This window comes from Bacterioplanes sanyensis, assembly GCF_002237535.1.
GTDB lineage: Bacteria > Pseudomonadota > Gammaproteobacteria > Pseudomonadales > Oceanobacteraceae > Bacterioplanes > Bacterioplanes sanyensis_A.
On sequence record NZ_CP022530.1, the window covers coordinates 794,071 to 811,619 of the forward strand.

A 17,549-nucleotide genomic window follows, 5' to 3' on the forward strand; every position below is an offset into this window, starting at 1 on the left:
ACAATAGGAGAATTGGCCGTGCTGTTACCAACACGATTTCAAAGTGATGGTTTGGTTGTCTGCCTCTGTATGAAGCAGCTCAATTAAGGGGCTCACTCAGGCAACTAGTTGAGTCAATTCGCTCGCCAGCAGATCGTAGACCAGACGAATACGCTGACTGGTGCGCAGCTCACGGTGGGTAGCCAACCAAATAGGAATGTCTGGATTAAATTGCTGCGGCAACACTGCCACTAAGTCGTCAAATAATTCGCCAATATCATGTGGCAAAAAACCAAATCCTAAGCCTTCACGAATGAGCTGTAACATGCAATTTCCGCTGCCGGTTTGTATACGAAACTGCTCGGCCTTTAACGACAAACCCTGCTGCGCTAAGTATTCCAACATGGCCGCACTGTCATCGACGCCAATAAATAACTGGCCAGCCAAGTCGTCAAAACTCTGCGGCATACCTTGCGCTGCAATGACACTGTAGTCGGCGTAAATACGCCCCTTTAGATTGCCCAATCGTCTGGCAATGACTTCAGGTTGCTGTGGTTCAGCATGGCGAATGGCAATATCGGCCTCACGGCGCAATAAATCTCTGAGTTGATCGGACGCCACTACGTCCACTTGAATGCCAGGTGCTTGTTCACGCAGACGAGACAATATTTTCGGCAGGTGGTAAGTGGCCAACAGCTCGGTGGCGGTAATGCAGACTCGCCCCTCTATCGCCTGGGATTGCCCAGAGGCTGCCAGTGCCATGCGATTGGCCTGCTCGGCCATGGAGCGGGCATGCTGCAGCAACTCAACGCCAGCGCTGGTGAGCTGTAACTGGCGATGGCCGCGTTCAAACAAGGTCACGCCCAGTGCCTGCTCCAGCGCCGTAACCTGGCGGCTTAAGGTCGGCTGGGTTTGCTGCAGTGCCCGTGCCGCAGCCGATAACGAGCCTTCTTCGGCCGCCACAACAAAGGCACGTACCTGGTTCCAATCAAAGCCAACGCCATCCCAGTTCACTGATTTATGCATACCTAACCTGCAGATATCCGTATTCTATCCTTCATCTGCGTATGGTCAAATAATCACCAACAGCTACACGAGGACGCCTACATGGCCATCACATCGACCGACTTTTGGGATAAAACCGCCCAACGCTACAGCCAGCAAGCCATTGCCGACCCAGATACCTACGCCCGCAAACTGGCCGCCACCCAGGCGCTGATGCAGCCCGATATGCAGGTATTGGAGTTGGGCTGTGGCACCGGCTCAACGGCGCTGGAGCACGCCGCCCACGTGGCTCATATTACCGCCAGCGATATATCACCGGCGATGATCGCCATCGCCCGCGATAAAGCCAAACAGCAAGGCGTTAATAATATTGATTTCCAAGCGGCCAGTATCGACAGCTTTGATGCCCCTGAGAACAGCTTCGATATGATTTTGGCACTGAATTTATTGCACCTGGTACCGGATCGCGCTGCAGCGTTGCAAAATATTCAGCGCTTGCTAAAACCCGGTGGTTTATTTATTTCCAGCACGGCGTGTCTGGCTGACCGCATGTGGTATTTGCGCCCGGTGATTAAAATCATGCAGTGGCTGAATAAAGCCCCGGCAGTAAGCTTTAGCAAGCAGAAAGACTTTTTGGCGGAAGTCAGCGACGCCGGTTTTGATATTCAACAGCAGTGGAGCCACGGTCAGGCCAACTGTGTGTTTTTGGTGGCGCGAAAACTCGATAGTTGAGGTGATCTGCTAGCAGATACTTTAAGGATCGAGTTGGTGGCATCAAATAAGGCCTAGTTCGACAAGCATAAACTCTTTAGTATTCATGGCGAACAAGTCGTCAGAGAATTTGACAGTAGTGGATACCAATTTTCGCTTATTAGTTCGTGAGCTGGCCTTAGCATGCATGCGCAATAACCCTAGAGAGATAGCCGCTGCAGCTGCACAACTACCGCTAAAAAATATGGCTAAGCTGGAGCAAGAAATCCGCTATCAGTACGATTCGGATGAAGTTCGCTCGGTTAGAATAGCGCATGCCGATGGTAAGGACTTTCCCATAACCTGGCTGGATATTATCAGCAGCGACGGCTATCGGCGTGAGAAAGCATTAAGGTTGTTATCTGGCCCCATTCCGAGCAAGCTGCTAATGTACTTTGCTTTGAGAAGGTTCAATGACTGGGTTCCGCAAGTAAGAGCGGCCGCCTACGATACTGTCATGGATATTGCACTTCTATCCGACCCAACAGATGTTGCTGAAGCACTCATGGCAGCACTATCAACCTGGTCTAGTTGGCAGCGTATTGGACACTATGGCCGCATAATGCTGTTAAAGATCCTAGCAATCAAGGGTGTCGAAGAGAAGTTTGTTGGCCAATTAATTCAATCAAAGACGGGGCCCACCAGCACGATTCTCACGCAAGTGAGCCGTGTTGACATTTTAGATGCTTATCTACATCAGATTGCAACAGAATCCCTTCAACCTACGCTGCGAGCTAAAGCCTATCGAGTTTTGTTGGAGTCCAAAACCAGCTGGGTAGAAGAGCGCAAGCAAGAGATGGTAGACAAGCGTTACAGTCTAACTAGGTGTCGAACTATTTTAGGCGACCGTCATGTATCGGTTAACATTCCGTGGGAAGTGTTAATCAAAGAAGCAGCGCTCGATCGATCATCTTTCGTGCGTCGGATCGCAGCTGAAAAGATAATTGCTAGCCGAGACTATAACAATCCGGATTACTTGGCTTTGGCACATGAGTTCGCACGCGACGACTCCCCAACGGTACGAGAGCGAGGTGAGTTTTTTGTTAAGCGCCACGCAGAGAAAAAAAGCAGCGCTTGCGATCACAACGCTTAATTTTGCAGTTTCATCAACTCATACACCAACCGCGCCGCGACCTTTGCGGTGCGTTGGTCAATATCAAAATCTGGATTTAGCTCGGCGATATCGGCCATCAGCCAGCGTACGTTATGCTGCTGACATTGCTGTTGAATACCTTTTAATGCTGCCAGCATCTGTATCAAAGGCAGGCCCAGAGCCGATGGTGCGCTCACCCCCGGGGCTGTGGCGGCCGGCAATACATCCAGGCAAATGGTGACGTAGAGGTAGTCTATATCAGCAATAAAATCATTGATTAATGCCTGGTTTGCTTCCGGGCTGCAATCCACATCTAACACATAAGATACGTTTTTTTGCTGCGCAAAGTTAAACAGCGCTTGGGTGTTGGCCGCTTCACTGATGCCTAAACAAGCGTATTTAAATGCCAGGCCACGCTGAGCACAATCTTGGCTGACCTGATAAAACGGCGTGCCAGAACTCCCGGCCCAATGGGCACCGGGTGCCGGTTTGCGTAAATCAAAATGGGCGTCAAAGTTTAAAATACCGACCTTGGCCGACGTCTGGTGTTGGTCATCCAGATATTGCCGACAGCCCTGGTAACTGGCCCAGCCAATTTCGTGACCACCGCCTAAGCCAATAACAAACTGCTGCTGAGTCAGCGCTTGAGCCACTTGCTGCGCGTATTGCTGCTGGCCCTGAGCCAAGGCATCCACGTTTGATTCTGCCGCCACCACAATATCGCCAGTATCGTGCAAGGGTTTATCGCTGTGCCAGGCCATGCTCGCCATGGCTTTGCGAATCGCCATTGGGCCTTGTTTTGCTCCAGGTCGGCCCTGGTTATATTGCACGCCTAGATCCGAGGCTAAGCCAACGAGGGTCACACCTGGCTGACTGCTGGCATCGAAGGGGCGTACCACTTGATGACAGCGCAACCCCTGATCGCCATCTTCGGCGTCGATGCGCCCCTGCCAGCACTGATCAAATTCCTGACTCATATTGCCTCCTGCATATTGCTGTTGCGTAACCGCCCCTGATGCCATACCTGAGTTGGGCGATAAAAATTAACGCCGTAGGCCAGCTCCGCCGGGTGCTGAATATCCCATAACGCCAAATCGGCCGCCATACCCGCTTGAATACCACCGACATCCTTTAACCCCAGCGCTTTGGCACCATTCAACGTCGCGCCTTTTAACGCCTCGGCGGGGGTTAATCCAAATAAAATGCAGACCTGATTCATCGCCGTTAATAACGACGCCAGGGGTGCGGTGCCTGGGTTTAAATCGGTGGCCACGGCCATGGGAATATTATGTTGCCTGAGGGCAGCGATGGGCGGTCGTTGTTTTTCATTCAGGCAATAAAACGCTGCCGGTAATAATACCGCGACTGTGCCTTGCAGTTTTTCCACATCGGCCTCGGCCAGATATTCGATATGATCGACCGATAGCGCATGGTACTGGGCGGCCAGCACGGCGCCCTTTAAATCGCTCAGCTGTTCAACATGGCCTTTGATCGGCAAACCTAATTTGGCCGCCGTTTGAAATACCTGCTCACATTGCTGTGGGGTAAAACCAATGCCTTCGCAAAACACATCAACGGCATCGGCCAGCTCCTGCCGCGCTACTTCTGGCAGCATATCCTGGCAGACATAATCGATATAACACTGCTGGCCATGGCTGCGCTGTTTAAACTCAGGTGGCACGGCATGGGCACCTAAAAAGGTGGTTTTTACAGTCACGGCATGGCGTCGACCCAATTCACGCGCCACCCGTAGCATTTTTAATTCGGTTTCGGTATCCAGGCCATAACCGGATTTAATTTCTACCGTAGTGACGCCTTCTTCTAACAAACGCAGTAAACGCGGCTCAGACTGTTTTAGCAGCGCCTCTTCGCTCAGCTCTCGGGTATGGCTGACACTGGAAACAATGCCACCGCCTTTGCGAGCTATGTCTTCATAGCTTTCACCGCGCAAACGCCACTCAAATTCCTGCGCTCGATTACCGCCAAACACCAGGTGGGTATGGCAATCGACCAGACCTGGCGTCAGCCATTGGCCGCCGGCATCGAGCCGCTGTTTGACGTCATAGCCCTGGCTACTAAGCCAGTCTTCGGTGCTGCCCGGCAGCTGACCGGCAAACACTATTTTATCGTCAGCAATGGCCACCACTGCCTGGGTACAGCTGCCGTAATCGTCCTCGCCAACACCCAGCAAGCTACCTTGCTTATCCGCTTGTGCGAAGGTCACTAGATTAACGTTATCAATCAAATAATCGATTTTCATAGCATTACGGCCAGCTCTATTAGACCCTTCATGCTACTTGTATATACAAGAGTAGACAAGTAGCATGAAGGTAATCGTTAGGGGATAACTATGGCCCAACCCAGATACGCGCAGATCAAATCGCACTTGCTACAGCAAATAGAGTATGGTGAATTACAGCCTGGCTGTAAGGTCGCTTCCGAAAACCAACTGGCCGAGCAGTTTGGCGTGAGCCGTATGACTGCCAGACGGGCACTGGATGAGCTGTCGGAAGCCGGATTTCTATTGCGCAGCCAAGGCTTGGGCACTTTTGTGGCCGACAGTCGCCCCATGAGTTCGATGCTGCAGATTCGCAACATAGCCGATGAGATTCGTGAGCGCGGCCATCAATGCCAAATTGAAGTGGTGACCTTAGAGCAGGTTGAAGCCAACGAACAGCAGGCCTATTGGCTTGGCTTGCAACACCCTGCCAGGGTATTTCATTCAGTATTGGTGTTTTTTGAAAATGGCCGCGCCATTCAATACGAAGATCGCTACGTTAATCCGCAACTCGCACCTGAGTATGTACAGCAAGACTTCAGCTGCATTACCCCCAACGAATATTTATCCCAAGTAGCACCACTTACCGAAGCCGATCATATCGTTGAGGCACTGTTACCAACACCAGACATAGCCAAGCAGCTGGCCATTGCCGAGAGCCAGCCCTGCTTAAACATTACCCGTCGTACATTTTCCAAGGCCGGCATTGTGAGCTTTGCCAGCTTAATCCATCCAGGTGATCGCTATCGTCTGGGTGGCCATATTCATGTCAGCAGCCACGTATAAAAATCAGGAGCAGCACCATGACCAACGCCCCACGCCACGATGCCAGCCGCGTGATTAAAGCGCCTACAGGAAGCCAGTTAACAGCCAAGTCCTGGCTGACCGAAGCCCCCTTGCGCATGTTAATGAACAACCTCGACCCAGAAGTCGCCGAGCACCCACAAAATCTAGTGGTGTATGGCGGCATTGGCCGAGCGGCACGTGATTGGCAGTGTTACGACAAAATAGTTGAAGTGCTGACCCGACTGGAAGACAACCAAACTTTATTGGTGCAAAGCGGCAAGCCCGTAGGCGTATTTGAAACCCACGAAAATGCTCCGCGGGTACTCATTGCCAACTCCAACCTGGTGCCTCACTGGGCTAATTGGGAGCACTTTAACGAGCTGGATAAAAAAGGCCTGATGATGTACGGCCAAATGACCGCCGGCTCTTGGATTTACATCGGCTCCCAAGGCATTGTGCAAGGCACCTACGAAACCTTTGTCAGCGTGGCGAAAAAGCACTTTAGCGGCGATGCCAGCGGCAAGTGGATTTTAACCGGTGGCCTAGGCGGTATGGGTGGTGCTCAGCCATTGGCTGCGACCATGGCGGGCTTTTCCATGCTGGCAGTGGAAGTCGATGAAAGCCGTATCGATTTTCGTTTAAAAACTCGCTACCTAGATAAAAAAGCCAGCAGCCTGGATGACGCACTCGCCATGCTGGAGCAGGCCAAAGCCGACGGCCAGGCTATTTCCGTGGGCTTATTAGGCAATGCTGCCGATATTTTCCCTGAGCTGGTAAAGCGTGGCATCACGCCAGATGTGGTCACCGACCAAACCAGTGCCCACGATCCACTCAATGGTTATTTACCCCAAGGTTGGACGCTAGAACAAGCCGCCGCAACACGTAAAGAAGACGAAGCCTTGGTGGTCAAAGCGGCGAAAAAGTCTATGGCGGTGCAAGTACAGGCAATGCTGGATTTACAACAAGCCGGCGCTGCCACCTTGGATTACGGCAATAATATTCGCCAAATGGCCTTAGAAGAAGGCGTAAAAAATGCCTTTGATTTCCCCGGGTTTGTACCTGCCTATATTCGCCCCTTATTCTGCCAGGGCATTGGCCCCTTCCGCTGGGCTGCCTTGAGCGGTGACCCAGAAGATATTTATAAAACCGATGCCAAAGTCAAAGAACTGATTCCAGACGATCCACATTTGCACAACTGGCTGGATATGGCCCGTGAACGCATTCAGTTCCAGGGGCTGCCGGCTCGTATTTGCTGGGTCGGTTTAAAAGATCGCGCGCGCTTGGCACTGGCCTTCAACGACATGGTGAAAAGCGGTGAATTAAAAGCGCCTGTCGTGATTGGCCGGGATCACCTAGATAGCGGCTCGGTGGCATCGCCTAATCGTGAAACTGAAGGCATGCAAGATGGCTCGGATGCCGTTTCCGATTGGCCGTTATTAAATGCCTTACTCAATACCGCCGGTGGCGCCACTTGGGTTAGCTTGCACCACGGTGGTGGCGTTGGCATGGGCTTTAGCCAGCACTCTGGGGTGGTCATTGTATGTGACGGCAGCGACGATGCTGCTAAACGCATTGGCCGAGTATTGTGGAATGATCCGGCTACCGGTGTGATGCGCCATGCCGATGCTGGTTACGACATCGCCATTGACTGCGCGCAACAGCAAGGGCTGGACCTGCCAATGCTAAATCCAAATACAACAGGCCAGCAGCCGGAGTAATTTGCATGTATGAATTAACCATCACCCCAGGCACGTTAACCCTGGATCAGCTGCGTGAAGTTAACCGCCGCCCCGTTAAGTTAAGCCTGGATGCCGCTTGCCATGCCGGCATTGAAAAAGCCGCCAATGCCGTTGCCGACGTTATCGCCGAGCAGCGCACTGTGTATGGTATTAATACCGGCTTTGGTTTGCTTGCTAATACCAAGATTAAACCCGAAGAATTAGAAACTCTGCAGCGCAGTATTGTTTTATCCCATGCCGCCGGCATGGGTGAATTTATGCAAGAAAGCACCGTGCGCTTATTAATGGTGCTGAAAATTAATTCGCTGGCACGCGGGTTTTCTGGCATTCGCCTGCGTGTGATTGAGGCATTAATGCAGCTGGTGAATCGTGAAGTGTACCCAGCCATTCCACAAAAAGGATCAGTCGGTGCCAGCGGCGACCTGGCACCACTGGCCCATATGAGTGCAGTGTTATTGGGTGAAGGCGAAGCCATTTACCAAGGTGAGCGCATTAATGCTCGCCAAGCGCTGGAAATTGCCGGCATGGAACCCATCCAGCTGGCTCCGAAAGAAGGCCTGGCGTTATTAAACGGCACCCAAGCCAGTACCGCCTTTGCTTTGCAGGGGCTATTTCACTGTGAAAACGCCTTAAAAGCCGCCACTGTGGTGGGGGCATTAGCAGTCGATGCCGCCATGGGCTCACGTGTGCCCTTTGATGCACGTATTCATACCATTCGTGGCCATCAAACCCAAAGCGATATGGCCAGTGCCTATCGACACCTACTGCAAGAATCGGAAATTGGCGCTAGCCACAGCGGCTGCGATAAAGTGCAAGACCCTTATTCACTGCGTTGCCAGCCGCAGGTGATGGGAGCGTGTTTGCAGCAAATTCGGTTTGCATCAGAAGTGCTGGTTACCGAAGCCAATGGCGTTTCGGATAACCCACTGGTATTTACCGACCAAGGCGATATTTTATCCGGCGGCAACTTCCATGCTGAGCCCGTTGCCATGGCAGCTGATATGTTGGCCATTGCCCTAGCCGAGATCGGCTCGTTGTCGGAGCGACGTATGGCACTGTTGATTGATTCCAATCTCAGTGGCTTACCGCCCTTTTTGGTCGACAACGGTGGTGTGAACTCGGGCTTTATGATTGCTCAGGTTACCAGCGCAGCCTTGGCAAGCGAAAATAAAACCCTAGCACACCCGGCCTCTATTGACTCGCTACCGACATCGGCCAACCAGGAAGACCATGTGTCTATGGCAACCTTTGCTGGTCGGCGGTTAAAAGATATCTTCGAAAATGTGGTAGGGATTTTAGCCGTAGAATGGCTGGCCGCTTCCCAGGGCATCGACTTTCGCTCACCGCTAAAAACCAGCAAACCGCTGGAGCAAGCCAAGAGCATTTTGCGCAGTAAGGTGCCGTTTTACGATAAGGATCGCTACTTTGCTCCCGATATCGAAAAAGCCGCCGAGCTCATCCGCCAGGAAAAACTGGCGCAGGTGCTGGAGAGTGAGGTGTTGGGATTTTAAACTGACGCTTACATATACGCTACTCCCACAATCTGTGGGAGTACTGATCCTTGCTTTAGACCCATGATGCCTGGCTTAATCAAGGTCAACCCACACCTTCCTGACAAAGCACACCACTATGAACTACATCCTTATGGCTCTGATGACAGTATATTTTTCATCAGCCATTGCATTGGAAAAATTTAGCCCATCTCTGGAAGGTGATCACTATGTTTTTATTCCACCTGGGGATAACTCCAACCTGCTGATCGTTGCTCATGGAACCATTGGTAAGAATGAAACAGCAAACCAAGTCGCTCATCGATTTTTGGTTCGCTGGAAACCTTATGCAACTAAATATAACGCTATTCTTATCGTTCCAGTTTTCGACACCCACCGCTTTGGTAATCAGAAAGGGGGCTACGGTGGGTACCGAAACCTACTCGGTAAATACATAGCCGCAGATGAATTCGTCAATCAACTAGCCGATAAATACTCTAAATACACCTTAAACAACAGTAACCAGTTCTATCTTTATGGGCACTCCGCAGGAGGGCAATTTGTCTCCAGGTACTCTGCTCGCCACCCTGATCGGATTGTGAACGGCGTCATCAGTGCAGCAGGCCGCTATTCATACCCGACTAAAGCATCAAAGTGGCCCTACGGCGCCGCCTATCGTAAGAAAAAAGTGTCTTGGCCCGATGGTGTTTTCCAGCAAATTAGATATGAACCAGATCTCGCCAACTATGCCAAAGCCACACGAGTTCTAAGTGTTGTCATTGGTTCAAAGGATACCAGTCAGCAGCCCAAAAGACCGTCGCACACTGGCAAAAATCGTATCGACTTTGCTCAAACATGGGCCATAGCCATGAACAGGAATGCACTGGATCACGGAATACGTGCCAAGATCAACGTTCATATAATGGATGGTGTCGGGCATGACTCGGCTGCATTGACGCCGACAGCAGCCACTGTTCTGTTTGGTAAATCAGAACCATGAAGCCAATTCATCTTGGTTCCTGAATAAATAACCAGACGGTCTCGCTAGGATGCATCATGAATAATCAGCTTGAACTGGCATCAACTCTCGTTAACACCCTGCAATTATCGCAAGAATTCGAATCGGTCGCACTGTACGGCAGCGTAGCAAGCAATCATATTGATGAACTATCCGATATCGATATCCTGGTGGCTAACAGCAAACGCAGCCCAAGAGAGAATGTCGAACTGGCCTCTCAGATTCTGCAACAACAGTTCGACGTTCTATTATACGGCTGGTCCTTGGCCTTATTGCCGGATAAACACTTAATCAGTCATTTTTTGGCAGATACACCAATCTTTTGGTGGATAGACATAGCGTGTTTGCAGGACGATCACTATGCCCCGGTATTGCGCCACGAAGTGGATCAAGACGACAATGAGCATATAGCCAAGCTATGGATCATGAATGCCAAACACTATCTGCGTAGCACCGACAGCCGGCTTAAAATCAAGCTACTTTATGCCAAGGTGTTTGGAGATTCCCCCTACCCTGGCGATGTCATGGCCTTTAATGAGGTTCTGGACAGTATAGATTTTGATAGGCTGGATAGTCGATTCTCAGATCGGTATTTGCAAGTAATGCAAAGACTTCAAGGCTTATAGTACGCCGTCAGATAGCTGAAAAGGAACGGCAAATCGTTTATTCTCACTCGGGTTTTCATGAATATATTTAGCACAGAGGTGTATCATGGCAACACTACTTGGAGAAAACTGGGATTTTCATTTAGAAAGTTTGAGCGAGATACAATCACGCTACACAGGCTATGGCTGCCACTTATTTGATCAGATACAGTTGAAAGCTCCCACGGTGTTTAAGAAACTGAAATTTTATCGATCAATTAATCACCAACCTGAAGATGTATTTGCTATATATGAAGATTCGAGCAATCCGTTTGCAATACAGCTTGATCCGGAATCAGAGCATATATGTCTATGGAACGAGCATATGCACGTGGAACTCGGCTATTGGTGTGAAGACGTCTACCAAGAAGCCATCACCATCATTACTCACCAACTGCTTACCTAGTCACTGAAAAAACGCCCAATTATCAGTGTCGTGTTTCACTGAAGCTAACACATCCCAGCATTCACGCCTCAGCTATTACCCAAGCGCTCTCTTTAGCTCCCGACCATGAAGCAAACATAGGTGAGAAACGCATCTCAGCGCGTGGCAAAGAGATTTCTAGCGTTAATCCAGACACGCTTTGGCAGAAGAAACTAAGTGACAAGCGCCTTCACGCTGAGAAAATACTGTTGGAAGACTTTTTGCTAACAATGAATATGGAGCTATCAGCGTACAAGAGCTTCTTTTACGACTTTGTGCAATCAGGAGGAAGCATCGATTACTTTATTGGATGGTTCAGTACCGGCAGCCTCAATATGAAGTTGCTACTCGATGCGGACTTAATGCAAAGAACAGCAGAACTCGGTATCAACATCGTGCTCTGCGCCTATCCATGCGATAACGAGTAAACGCCACCGCTCACGCATTACCGAACCCATCATATCCTAGGCTAGGACTTGTTTACTTACCCGTTTTTCGGTGCTAGGCGGCTGCAGGCAATATAAGTACCAATGCAACATAACCAACGGCAATAGCTATCACTCCATGCCCCCAGCAGAAAGAAAGGATCGGATAGAAATTTTAAATAAACATTGTTCTCTGTAACAACGACCACCAAAGCTTTGCTATGTTATCGTGCTGTCTACCACTGCCGCAGGTTTGCATTGGCCGAGTTCTTCTAACTCGTGATTAATTTATGCTTGAGCTATCCTTGATAAAATTACTTCAGAACCATGATCCCAATATTGCACAAGAAATTTATCAGCTATTCCAGCAATCCTATAGCATCGAATCTGAACTAATCGAAGCGGAATATTTCCCTCCCTTGCACCGCTCCAGCAAGAACATTGCCAGTTCCAATACCCAGTTTTATGGGCTAGCAGATTCACAAGGTTTTATCGGTGCCATTGAAGTCATGTCGGAAGAAGAGAATCTGGATATTTGTAGCCTAGTGGTGTCACCTAGGGCATTTCGCCGAGGAGTTGCCACTCAGTTATTGGATTATGTATTGACCAACCTGCATTGGCGAAACGCGACCGTGTCGACCGCCTGTGCCAATAAGCCTGCCGTTAACCTGTATCTACAGCAGGGGTTTTCTATCGTTAGCCAGAGCCTTATACCTGAGGGCATTGAAGTTGTTCATTTCAAGAAGCTGGCTGTTTAGATGAGTAAACGTTATTAATGCCATCCAACAGAGCAACAGCATTGCTTGTATGTTAATATAGCCAGCCAGTAAGAAAGGACAACAGCATGCAGGATTTTCAGCGCCAACTTATCGATCTCGTCTATCACCTTTTTCAGCTCACCGTCGATGAACTGCTCCCCATTGGCGAGTCGTTTGCCTCCGAGGTCATTCGATTTCGCTCGGGTGATAAACACTATGTATTAAAGCGCCCTTTTACTTTGGATAAAGCACAGCGAGAATTTCACTGGCTGGAAAAACTCGCGCATTTATCTTTTGTGCCCGATGCATATGGCTTTGCTGAGCAGGAGGATCAAGGTTACATCCTAATGGCCTCGTTGCCGGGCATGCCGTTATCTAACTTTTCTGATGCCTCGTGTGATCAACTGCAACGCATTGGCCAAGATATGCGCCAGCTCCACGACGTGGCTGCTGACGACTTTGACGGTTATGACAGCTGGCACAGACTGCTAAAAGCCAATGTTGAGCGCTACATCGCGACCATAGATGGCCCACAGCGAGAACTCGCACAGCAGGCAGTAGATCAGTTCATCACTGCTTTGCAACAACTGCCAGATAGCCACCACGCCAGCGCGGTGCACTTCGATCTACGTGCCGGAAATATCTTATTCGAGCAAAACCGCTATAGCGCCATTATCGATTTTGAGGCCATGCGTGGCGGCCACCCTAGCATGGACTTCTTTAAGTTTCTGGCATCACCGTCGGACTTATCCGACACACAGCTAGACAATCTGCTGCAAGGCTATGGCGCAGTGGATTGGCTGCACAGCAGTGAACAGTTACGCGCCATGGTCAACCAATATCAGATCTATCACGGCCTCGCCGGACTGGCTTGGTGCAGTAGCCGCCAAATAGCCAGTGGCGATTTCTATCAACGCTGTGTGCGCTTCTTGCTCGACGGCCTACATCCATCCTCCGCCTTGCAGGCAGATGGCTAAAGCCGCTTCCCAATATCACATCCAACATTTCTGCTAGAGCCTGTTAGCACTATAAGAGTTGAATCCTTTCCGCTCTCATCAGTGCAACGGCTCACAATGGCCCGCCAAATTGAACCTGACAGACCTTGCATTCCAATACCATCGTGTGACTTTTTTCTGAGCACGGGCGACACAGCTCATACGCAAGCTCCTACACTGCCTTAGCAACCGAAAATCATACTTACCGATCTTAGGGTGCTTCTAAAAAACAGGGGCTTAGCAGTGAATGGCATTAAAAACCTTCGCGTAAGAATCATACTCATTGTGCTGGTGCTGGCGCTGATGGTGACAGCGGTGATTCTGTATGTCACCGGAAAACGTGAAACGAAAGCCTTTCTTTTGCAACAAGAGAAGAACCTCGACTACCTATCACAAATCCAGAGCAGTCAGCTTTTGAAACTGATTGACGATGCCAGTAAAGACGTGGTCTCTATGTCGCGAACGCCACCGATCAACAGCATCATTAGCGCATTGGACAACGGTGGTATCGACCCAATCAGTGGAGATTCTCTGGCTACTTGGCAGAAACGTCTGCAAACAATTTTTATCGCCATCATCGAAAACCGCCCTGAATATCTACAAATGCGGTTCATTGGATCGCCAAGAAATGGTCGTGAAATCGTCAGAGTAGATAATCAATCAGGAAGAATATCGACGATTACCGGTGATCAATTACAATCCAAAGGGGATCGAGTCTACTTCATCGAATCAAAGTCATACCGACCAGGGGAAGTGTATCTTTCTGAGATTAATCTAAACAAAGAAAATGGTGAGATACAAAGGCCGCATACACCAGTTATACGTGTTGCAACACCAGTATTAGGCGCCAACGGTGAACACTTTGGCGTGGTGATAATCAACCTGAATCTTAATCATTTCATAAAAAGCATTGAATCATTTTCAATGCAAAAGCTCCACTACCTTGATGGTCAGTTGTATATAACCAACGAAAAAGGAGATTGGCTACACCACCCAGATAAAAATTATCTTTACGGCTCTGAACTCAACAGGCCGTTTCGAGTCGAGGACACATTCCCTCATCTAAGACAGTTTAATTCAGAGACACATACCAGCCTTTTATACATGGAAAATCCAGAAGGCTACATACTCGCACGAGATATCAAATTCGACCCATTGGACACCGAACGCAGCATCCACTTTTACTACTACCTACCGCAGAATAAGGTGCAGGAACAAATTTATCCATTAATATCAACGGTCGTGTATTCCACCTCAGCGCTGATATTAATCGTATTGTTTCCGTTGGCCTGGTTGCTTGCACGCCAGCTCATACCACTGCGTAGATTGTCTGACGCTGCGTTGGAAATATCGAGAGGTAACTATAATGCCTCCGTACCCGTCAGTAGCGACGAAGAAATTCATAACGTCAGCCATTCGCTTACTCTACTGCAGCAACGAGTCAAAGAACGAGAGCTACAGCTAAAATCGAGCGAAGCATACGCGAATAAAGTGATTGATAGCATCCCTGATGGCCTGATTACCACCGATGAAGAGGGCAATATTACCCGAGTCAATGACGCTATCACATTGATGTTCGGCTACGCTCGCAATGAACTGGTTGGTGCTCCCGTGGATATTCTGCTGCCCGAGGATAGACGCGGCTCCCATGAAAAATTCAGAAAAGAGTACGTTGAAAAGCCATTTCTTCGATCGATGAAGGATTTAGATGGCATTTTTGGAAAACGTAAAGACGGCAGTACCTTTCCGGTTGAGGTCGGCCTAGCCATTCTAGAAGGTCATTGTGAGCGCTCAGTCCTGGCCACGGTCTCTGATATTTCGGCACGTAAACGGCTTGAAGAAGAGCTACGATGCCAAAGCCAATTGCTAGAGGAAACCGTTAAAAAACGAACTCAAGAACTGATCGAAGCAAAGAACTCAGCCGAAGCTGCGACCAATGCCAAAAGCGAGTTTCTCGCCAACATGAGTCATGAAATACGCACGCCGATGAATGTCATTATTGGCTTGCTGTATATTCTTCAGCAAGAGGAGCTCCCTACCGACACTTCTGAGCAGCTTAAGAAAATCGACAGTGCCGCTAAATCATTGCTAGGAGTGATCAACGACATACTGGATTACTCAAAAATTGAGGCTGGAAAACTTGCCATTGAGCGTATTGATTTCAATCTGGAGAAAGTTCTCGACGACATCATGAACTTCTCCAATAGCCTTATCAAAGACAAAGACATTGAGCTAGTGGTTAAATTGAATCCTGCGATACCGACCAGTTTGAAAGGTGATCCTCTGCGTTTGAGTCAAATACTGACTAACTTAATCAACAACTCCATTAAATTTACCGACAGTGGCATGATTTCATTGTTGATTGATGCACAGCAGAACGAGGAAAAATCTCCACTCATCAAGTTCACCGTTCGTGACACCGGTGTCGGCATGAGCCAATCCACCATCGATAAAATATTCAAGCCCTTTGAACAGGCCGATAATTCCACCACCAGACGATTTGGCGGTACCGGTTTGGGTTTAACCATCGTCAAACAGCTGACTCAGCTGATGCAGGGTACATTGGATATACAAAGCGCTCTGGGCGTCGGCTCTTCTATTTCAGTGACGTTGCCACTGGAGCAAAGTGATCGTGAAGTGATCTACAATCAGGAGCGCATCCACTTCGAGAAGTTGAGCATCCTGGTTGTTGATGATCATCAAAAGTCCTTGGAGATGACGACTCTCACCCTGGAAGAGTTTGGCTGCCGTTGCACAACGGCGCAATCAGGGCAGGAGGCACTGGAGCTATGTAAAACCCGGTTACATGAAGGTAGCTGTTATGACTTCATATTGCTGGACTGGTGGTTACCCGATATGGACGGTCTGTCAGTTGCTGAAAACATTAAATCGATGACAGGAACCGTTGATCCGGTAATAGTAATGACCACAGCCTATGGCATAGAGCTATTGAAGGAACAAGATGCTTACGAAGTCATTGATAGCCTGCTAACCAAGCCCGTCACAGCTTCGGAACTGTTTAATGTAATAAGCAGTTTTCTGGGCCATACCACACAACAGATAGGGCAACATGCAACCAAGCCTCTTATCGGTGTAAGGCTGTTATTGGTGGAAGATCATGAGCCCAATCAAGAAGTCGCCAAAGCCATACTAGAAAGCATGGGCGCTACGGTTGCCATCGCGAGCAATGGCGGGTTAGCACTCGACTACATCAATCAGCATACGCCTGAAGAGCTGGATTTAATCTTGATGGACGTACATATGCCCGTCATGGATGGCTTGGAAGCAACGCGGGAAATTCGTAAAAAACGGCAATGGCGCTCGACCCCTATTGTTGCCATGACCGCCAATGCAATGAAAAAACACCGCGATATGTGCATCGAATCGGGTATGGATGATTTTCTGACCAAACCCATCGACCCCACACAAATGTTGCACTGCTTATTGCAATACGTTGCGCCAGATTCCCCCGCCGAGACGCTGGTTGCTGCGCCGCTGGTAGAGCCCACTAACCCAGTGGATGAAAACCCAAGTGAAACTCAGGTAGACGACGCCATGCCCGCCAATGTCCGCCACGCACTTAGCCGCCTCAATGGCAACGGCCGATTACTATTGCATTTATTGGAGGGTGTTTTGGAGCAGGCCGACCGGGCGGTGCGCGATATTCCGGAGCTGATTTCTGAGAACAATGTTGAAGGCGCGCAAGAAAGGGCACACAGCTTAAAAGGCACCTCTGGCAATCTGCTGATTCATCCATTGTTTGAAACTGCTAGCGGGCTAAATGATCTTCTGACATCTGGGTGCATCGATAGCAGCGAGTTGGATAGTTTGATGACGTCGCTACAGAAAGCGGTTGGAGATTTGCAGCGTCAGCTGCTGCAAGTCCGCCCTCACCTGAGTCATGGAGACGATGCACAAGTCCACTACAACACAAGCGCCAGCAAAGATATCAGTACTCTACAGGAGTGCTTGCGCACCAGTTTGATCGATCAGGACATGGCTGCCAGTCATGCGGTACAAGCATTGCTCGACGCCACCACCAACCCTCAACAGCAGGCAGAACTGCAACAGATCGCTGACTTAATCATGGACCTCGATTACGGCCTAGCGTTGGAAGAACTCGAGCGCCTGTTACATCAACCTCAGACCGCCAAAGGATAGGAGA

14 protein-coding genes are annotated in these 17,549 nt (G+C 49.5%); 11 read left to right on the forward strand and 3 right to left on the reverse strand.

Features of this window, described 5'->3' with window-relative positions; translation table 11 throughout:
- Positions 1-96 precede the first annotated feature (96 nt).
- Positions 97-1,005 carry a LysR family transcriptional regulator gene (locus tag CHH28_RS03700; protein ID WP_199243997.1) on the reverse strand — a complete coding sequence of 303 codons (909 nt, stop codon included), beginning with the start codon at positions 1,003-1,005 and terminating at the stop codon, positions 97-99.
- 81 nt (positions 1,006-1,086) lie between these two features.
- Between CHH28_RS03700 and CHH28_RS03705 the strand changes: the two genes are divergently transcribed.
- Both CHH28_RS03705 and CHH28_RS03710 read left to right on the forward strand, forming a co-directional pair.
- Positions 1,087-1,716, forward strand: a complete 630-nt coding sequence (locus CHH28_RS03705; protein WP_094059041.1) for a class I SAM-dependent methyltransferase — start codon at positions 1,087-1,089, stop codon at positions 1,714-1,716.
- A 118-nt stretch (positions 1,717-1,834) separates the two neighbouring features.
- Positions 1,835-2,827: a hypothetical protein gene (locus tag CHH28_RS03710; RefSeq protein ID WP_157729757.1), complete on the forward strand. Its 993-nt coding sequence runs from the start codon at positions 1,835-1,837 to the stop codon at positions 2,825-2,827.
- Here CHH28_RS03710 and hutG read toward each other — a convergent pair.
- Together hutG and hutI are read right to left on the reverse strand one after the other, a co-directional pair.
- The gene (gene hutG, locus CHH28_RS03715; RefSeq protein ID WP_094059043.1) at positions 2,824-3,804 is read right to left on the reverse strand and encodes a formimidoylglutamase; all 981 of its coding nucleotides are present in this window, start codon (positions 3,802-3,804) and stop codon (positions 2,824-2,826) included. The genes CHH28_RS03710 and hutG overlap by 4 nt on opposite strands.
- The gene (gene hutI / locus CHH28_RS03720) at positions 3,801-5,087 is read right to left on the reverse strand and encodes an imidazolonepropionase (protein ID WP_094059044.1); all 1,287 of its coding nucleotides are present in this window, start codon (positions 5,085-5,087) and stop codon (positions 3,801-3,803) included. The genes hutG and hutI overlap by 4 nt, the downstream gene beginning before the upstream one ends.
- Before the next feature lie 90 nt (positions 5,088-5,177).
- Between hutI and hutC the strand changes: the two genes are divergently transcribed.
- From hutC to CHH28_RS03770, 9 genes are all read left to right on the forward strand, one after another.
- Entirely contained in the window at positions 5,178-5,891 is a 714-nt protein-coding gene (gene hutC / locus CHH28_RS03725) for a histidine utilization repressor (protein ID WP_094059045.1), read from the forward strand.
- 17 nt (positions 5,892-5,908) lie between these two features.
- Complete coding sequence (gene hutU, locus CHH28_RS03730) at positions 5,909-7,609, forward strand: urocanate hydratase (RefSeq protein ID WP_094059046.1); 1,701 nt, start codon at positions 5,909-5,911, stop codon at positions 7,607-7,609.
- Positions 7,610-7,614: 5 nt separating this feature from the next.
- Positions 7,615-9,141: a histidine ammonia-lyase gene (gene hutH, locus CHH28_RS03735; RefSeq protein ID WP_094059047.1), complete on the forward strand. Its 1,527-nt coding sequence runs from the start codon at positions 7,615-7,617 to the stop codon at positions 9,139-9,141.
- 118 nt (positions 9,142-9,259) lie between these two features.
- Positions 9,260-10,120, forward strand: coding sequence for an alpha/beta hydrolase (locus CHH28_RS03740; protein ID WP_094059048.1), 861 nt, complete (start codon positions 9,260-9,262; stop codon positions 10,118-10,120).
- 56 nt (positions 10,121-10,176) lie between these two features.
- Complete coding sequence (locus CHH28_RS03745) at positions 10,177-10,764, forward strand: nucleotidyltransferase domain-containing protein (protein WP_094059049.1); 588 nt, start codon at positions 10,177-10,179, stop codon at positions 10,762-10,764.
- 85 nt (positions 10,765-10,849) lie between these two features.
- A complete protein-coding gene (locus CHH28_RS03750) occupies positions 10,850-11,188 on the forward strand; it encodes a hypothetical protein (RefSeq protein ID WP_094059050.1) in 339 nt (112 codons plus the stop codon).
- 733 nt (positions 11,189-11,921) lie between these two features.
- Positions 11,922-12,389, forward strand: a complete 468-nt coding sequence (locus CHH28_RS03760; protein WP_094059052.1) for a GNAT family N-acetyltransferase — start codon at positions 11,922-11,924, stop codon at positions 12,387-12,389.
- Positions 12,390-12,475: 86 nt separating this feature from the next.
- Complete coding sequence (locus CHH28_RS03765; protein ID WP_094059053.1) at positions 12,476-13,366, forward strand: phosphotransferase family protein; 891 nt, start codon at positions 12,476-12,478, stop codon at positions 13,364-13,366.
- Between the two features lie 261 nt (positions 13,367-13,627).
- Positions 13,628-17,545: a response regulator gene (locus tag CHH28_RS03770; RefSeq protein WP_157729758.1), complete on the forward strand. Its 3,918-nt coding sequence runs from the start codon at positions 13,628-13,630 to the stop codon at positions 17,543-17,545.
- Positions 17,546-17,549 lie beyond the last annotated feature (4 nt).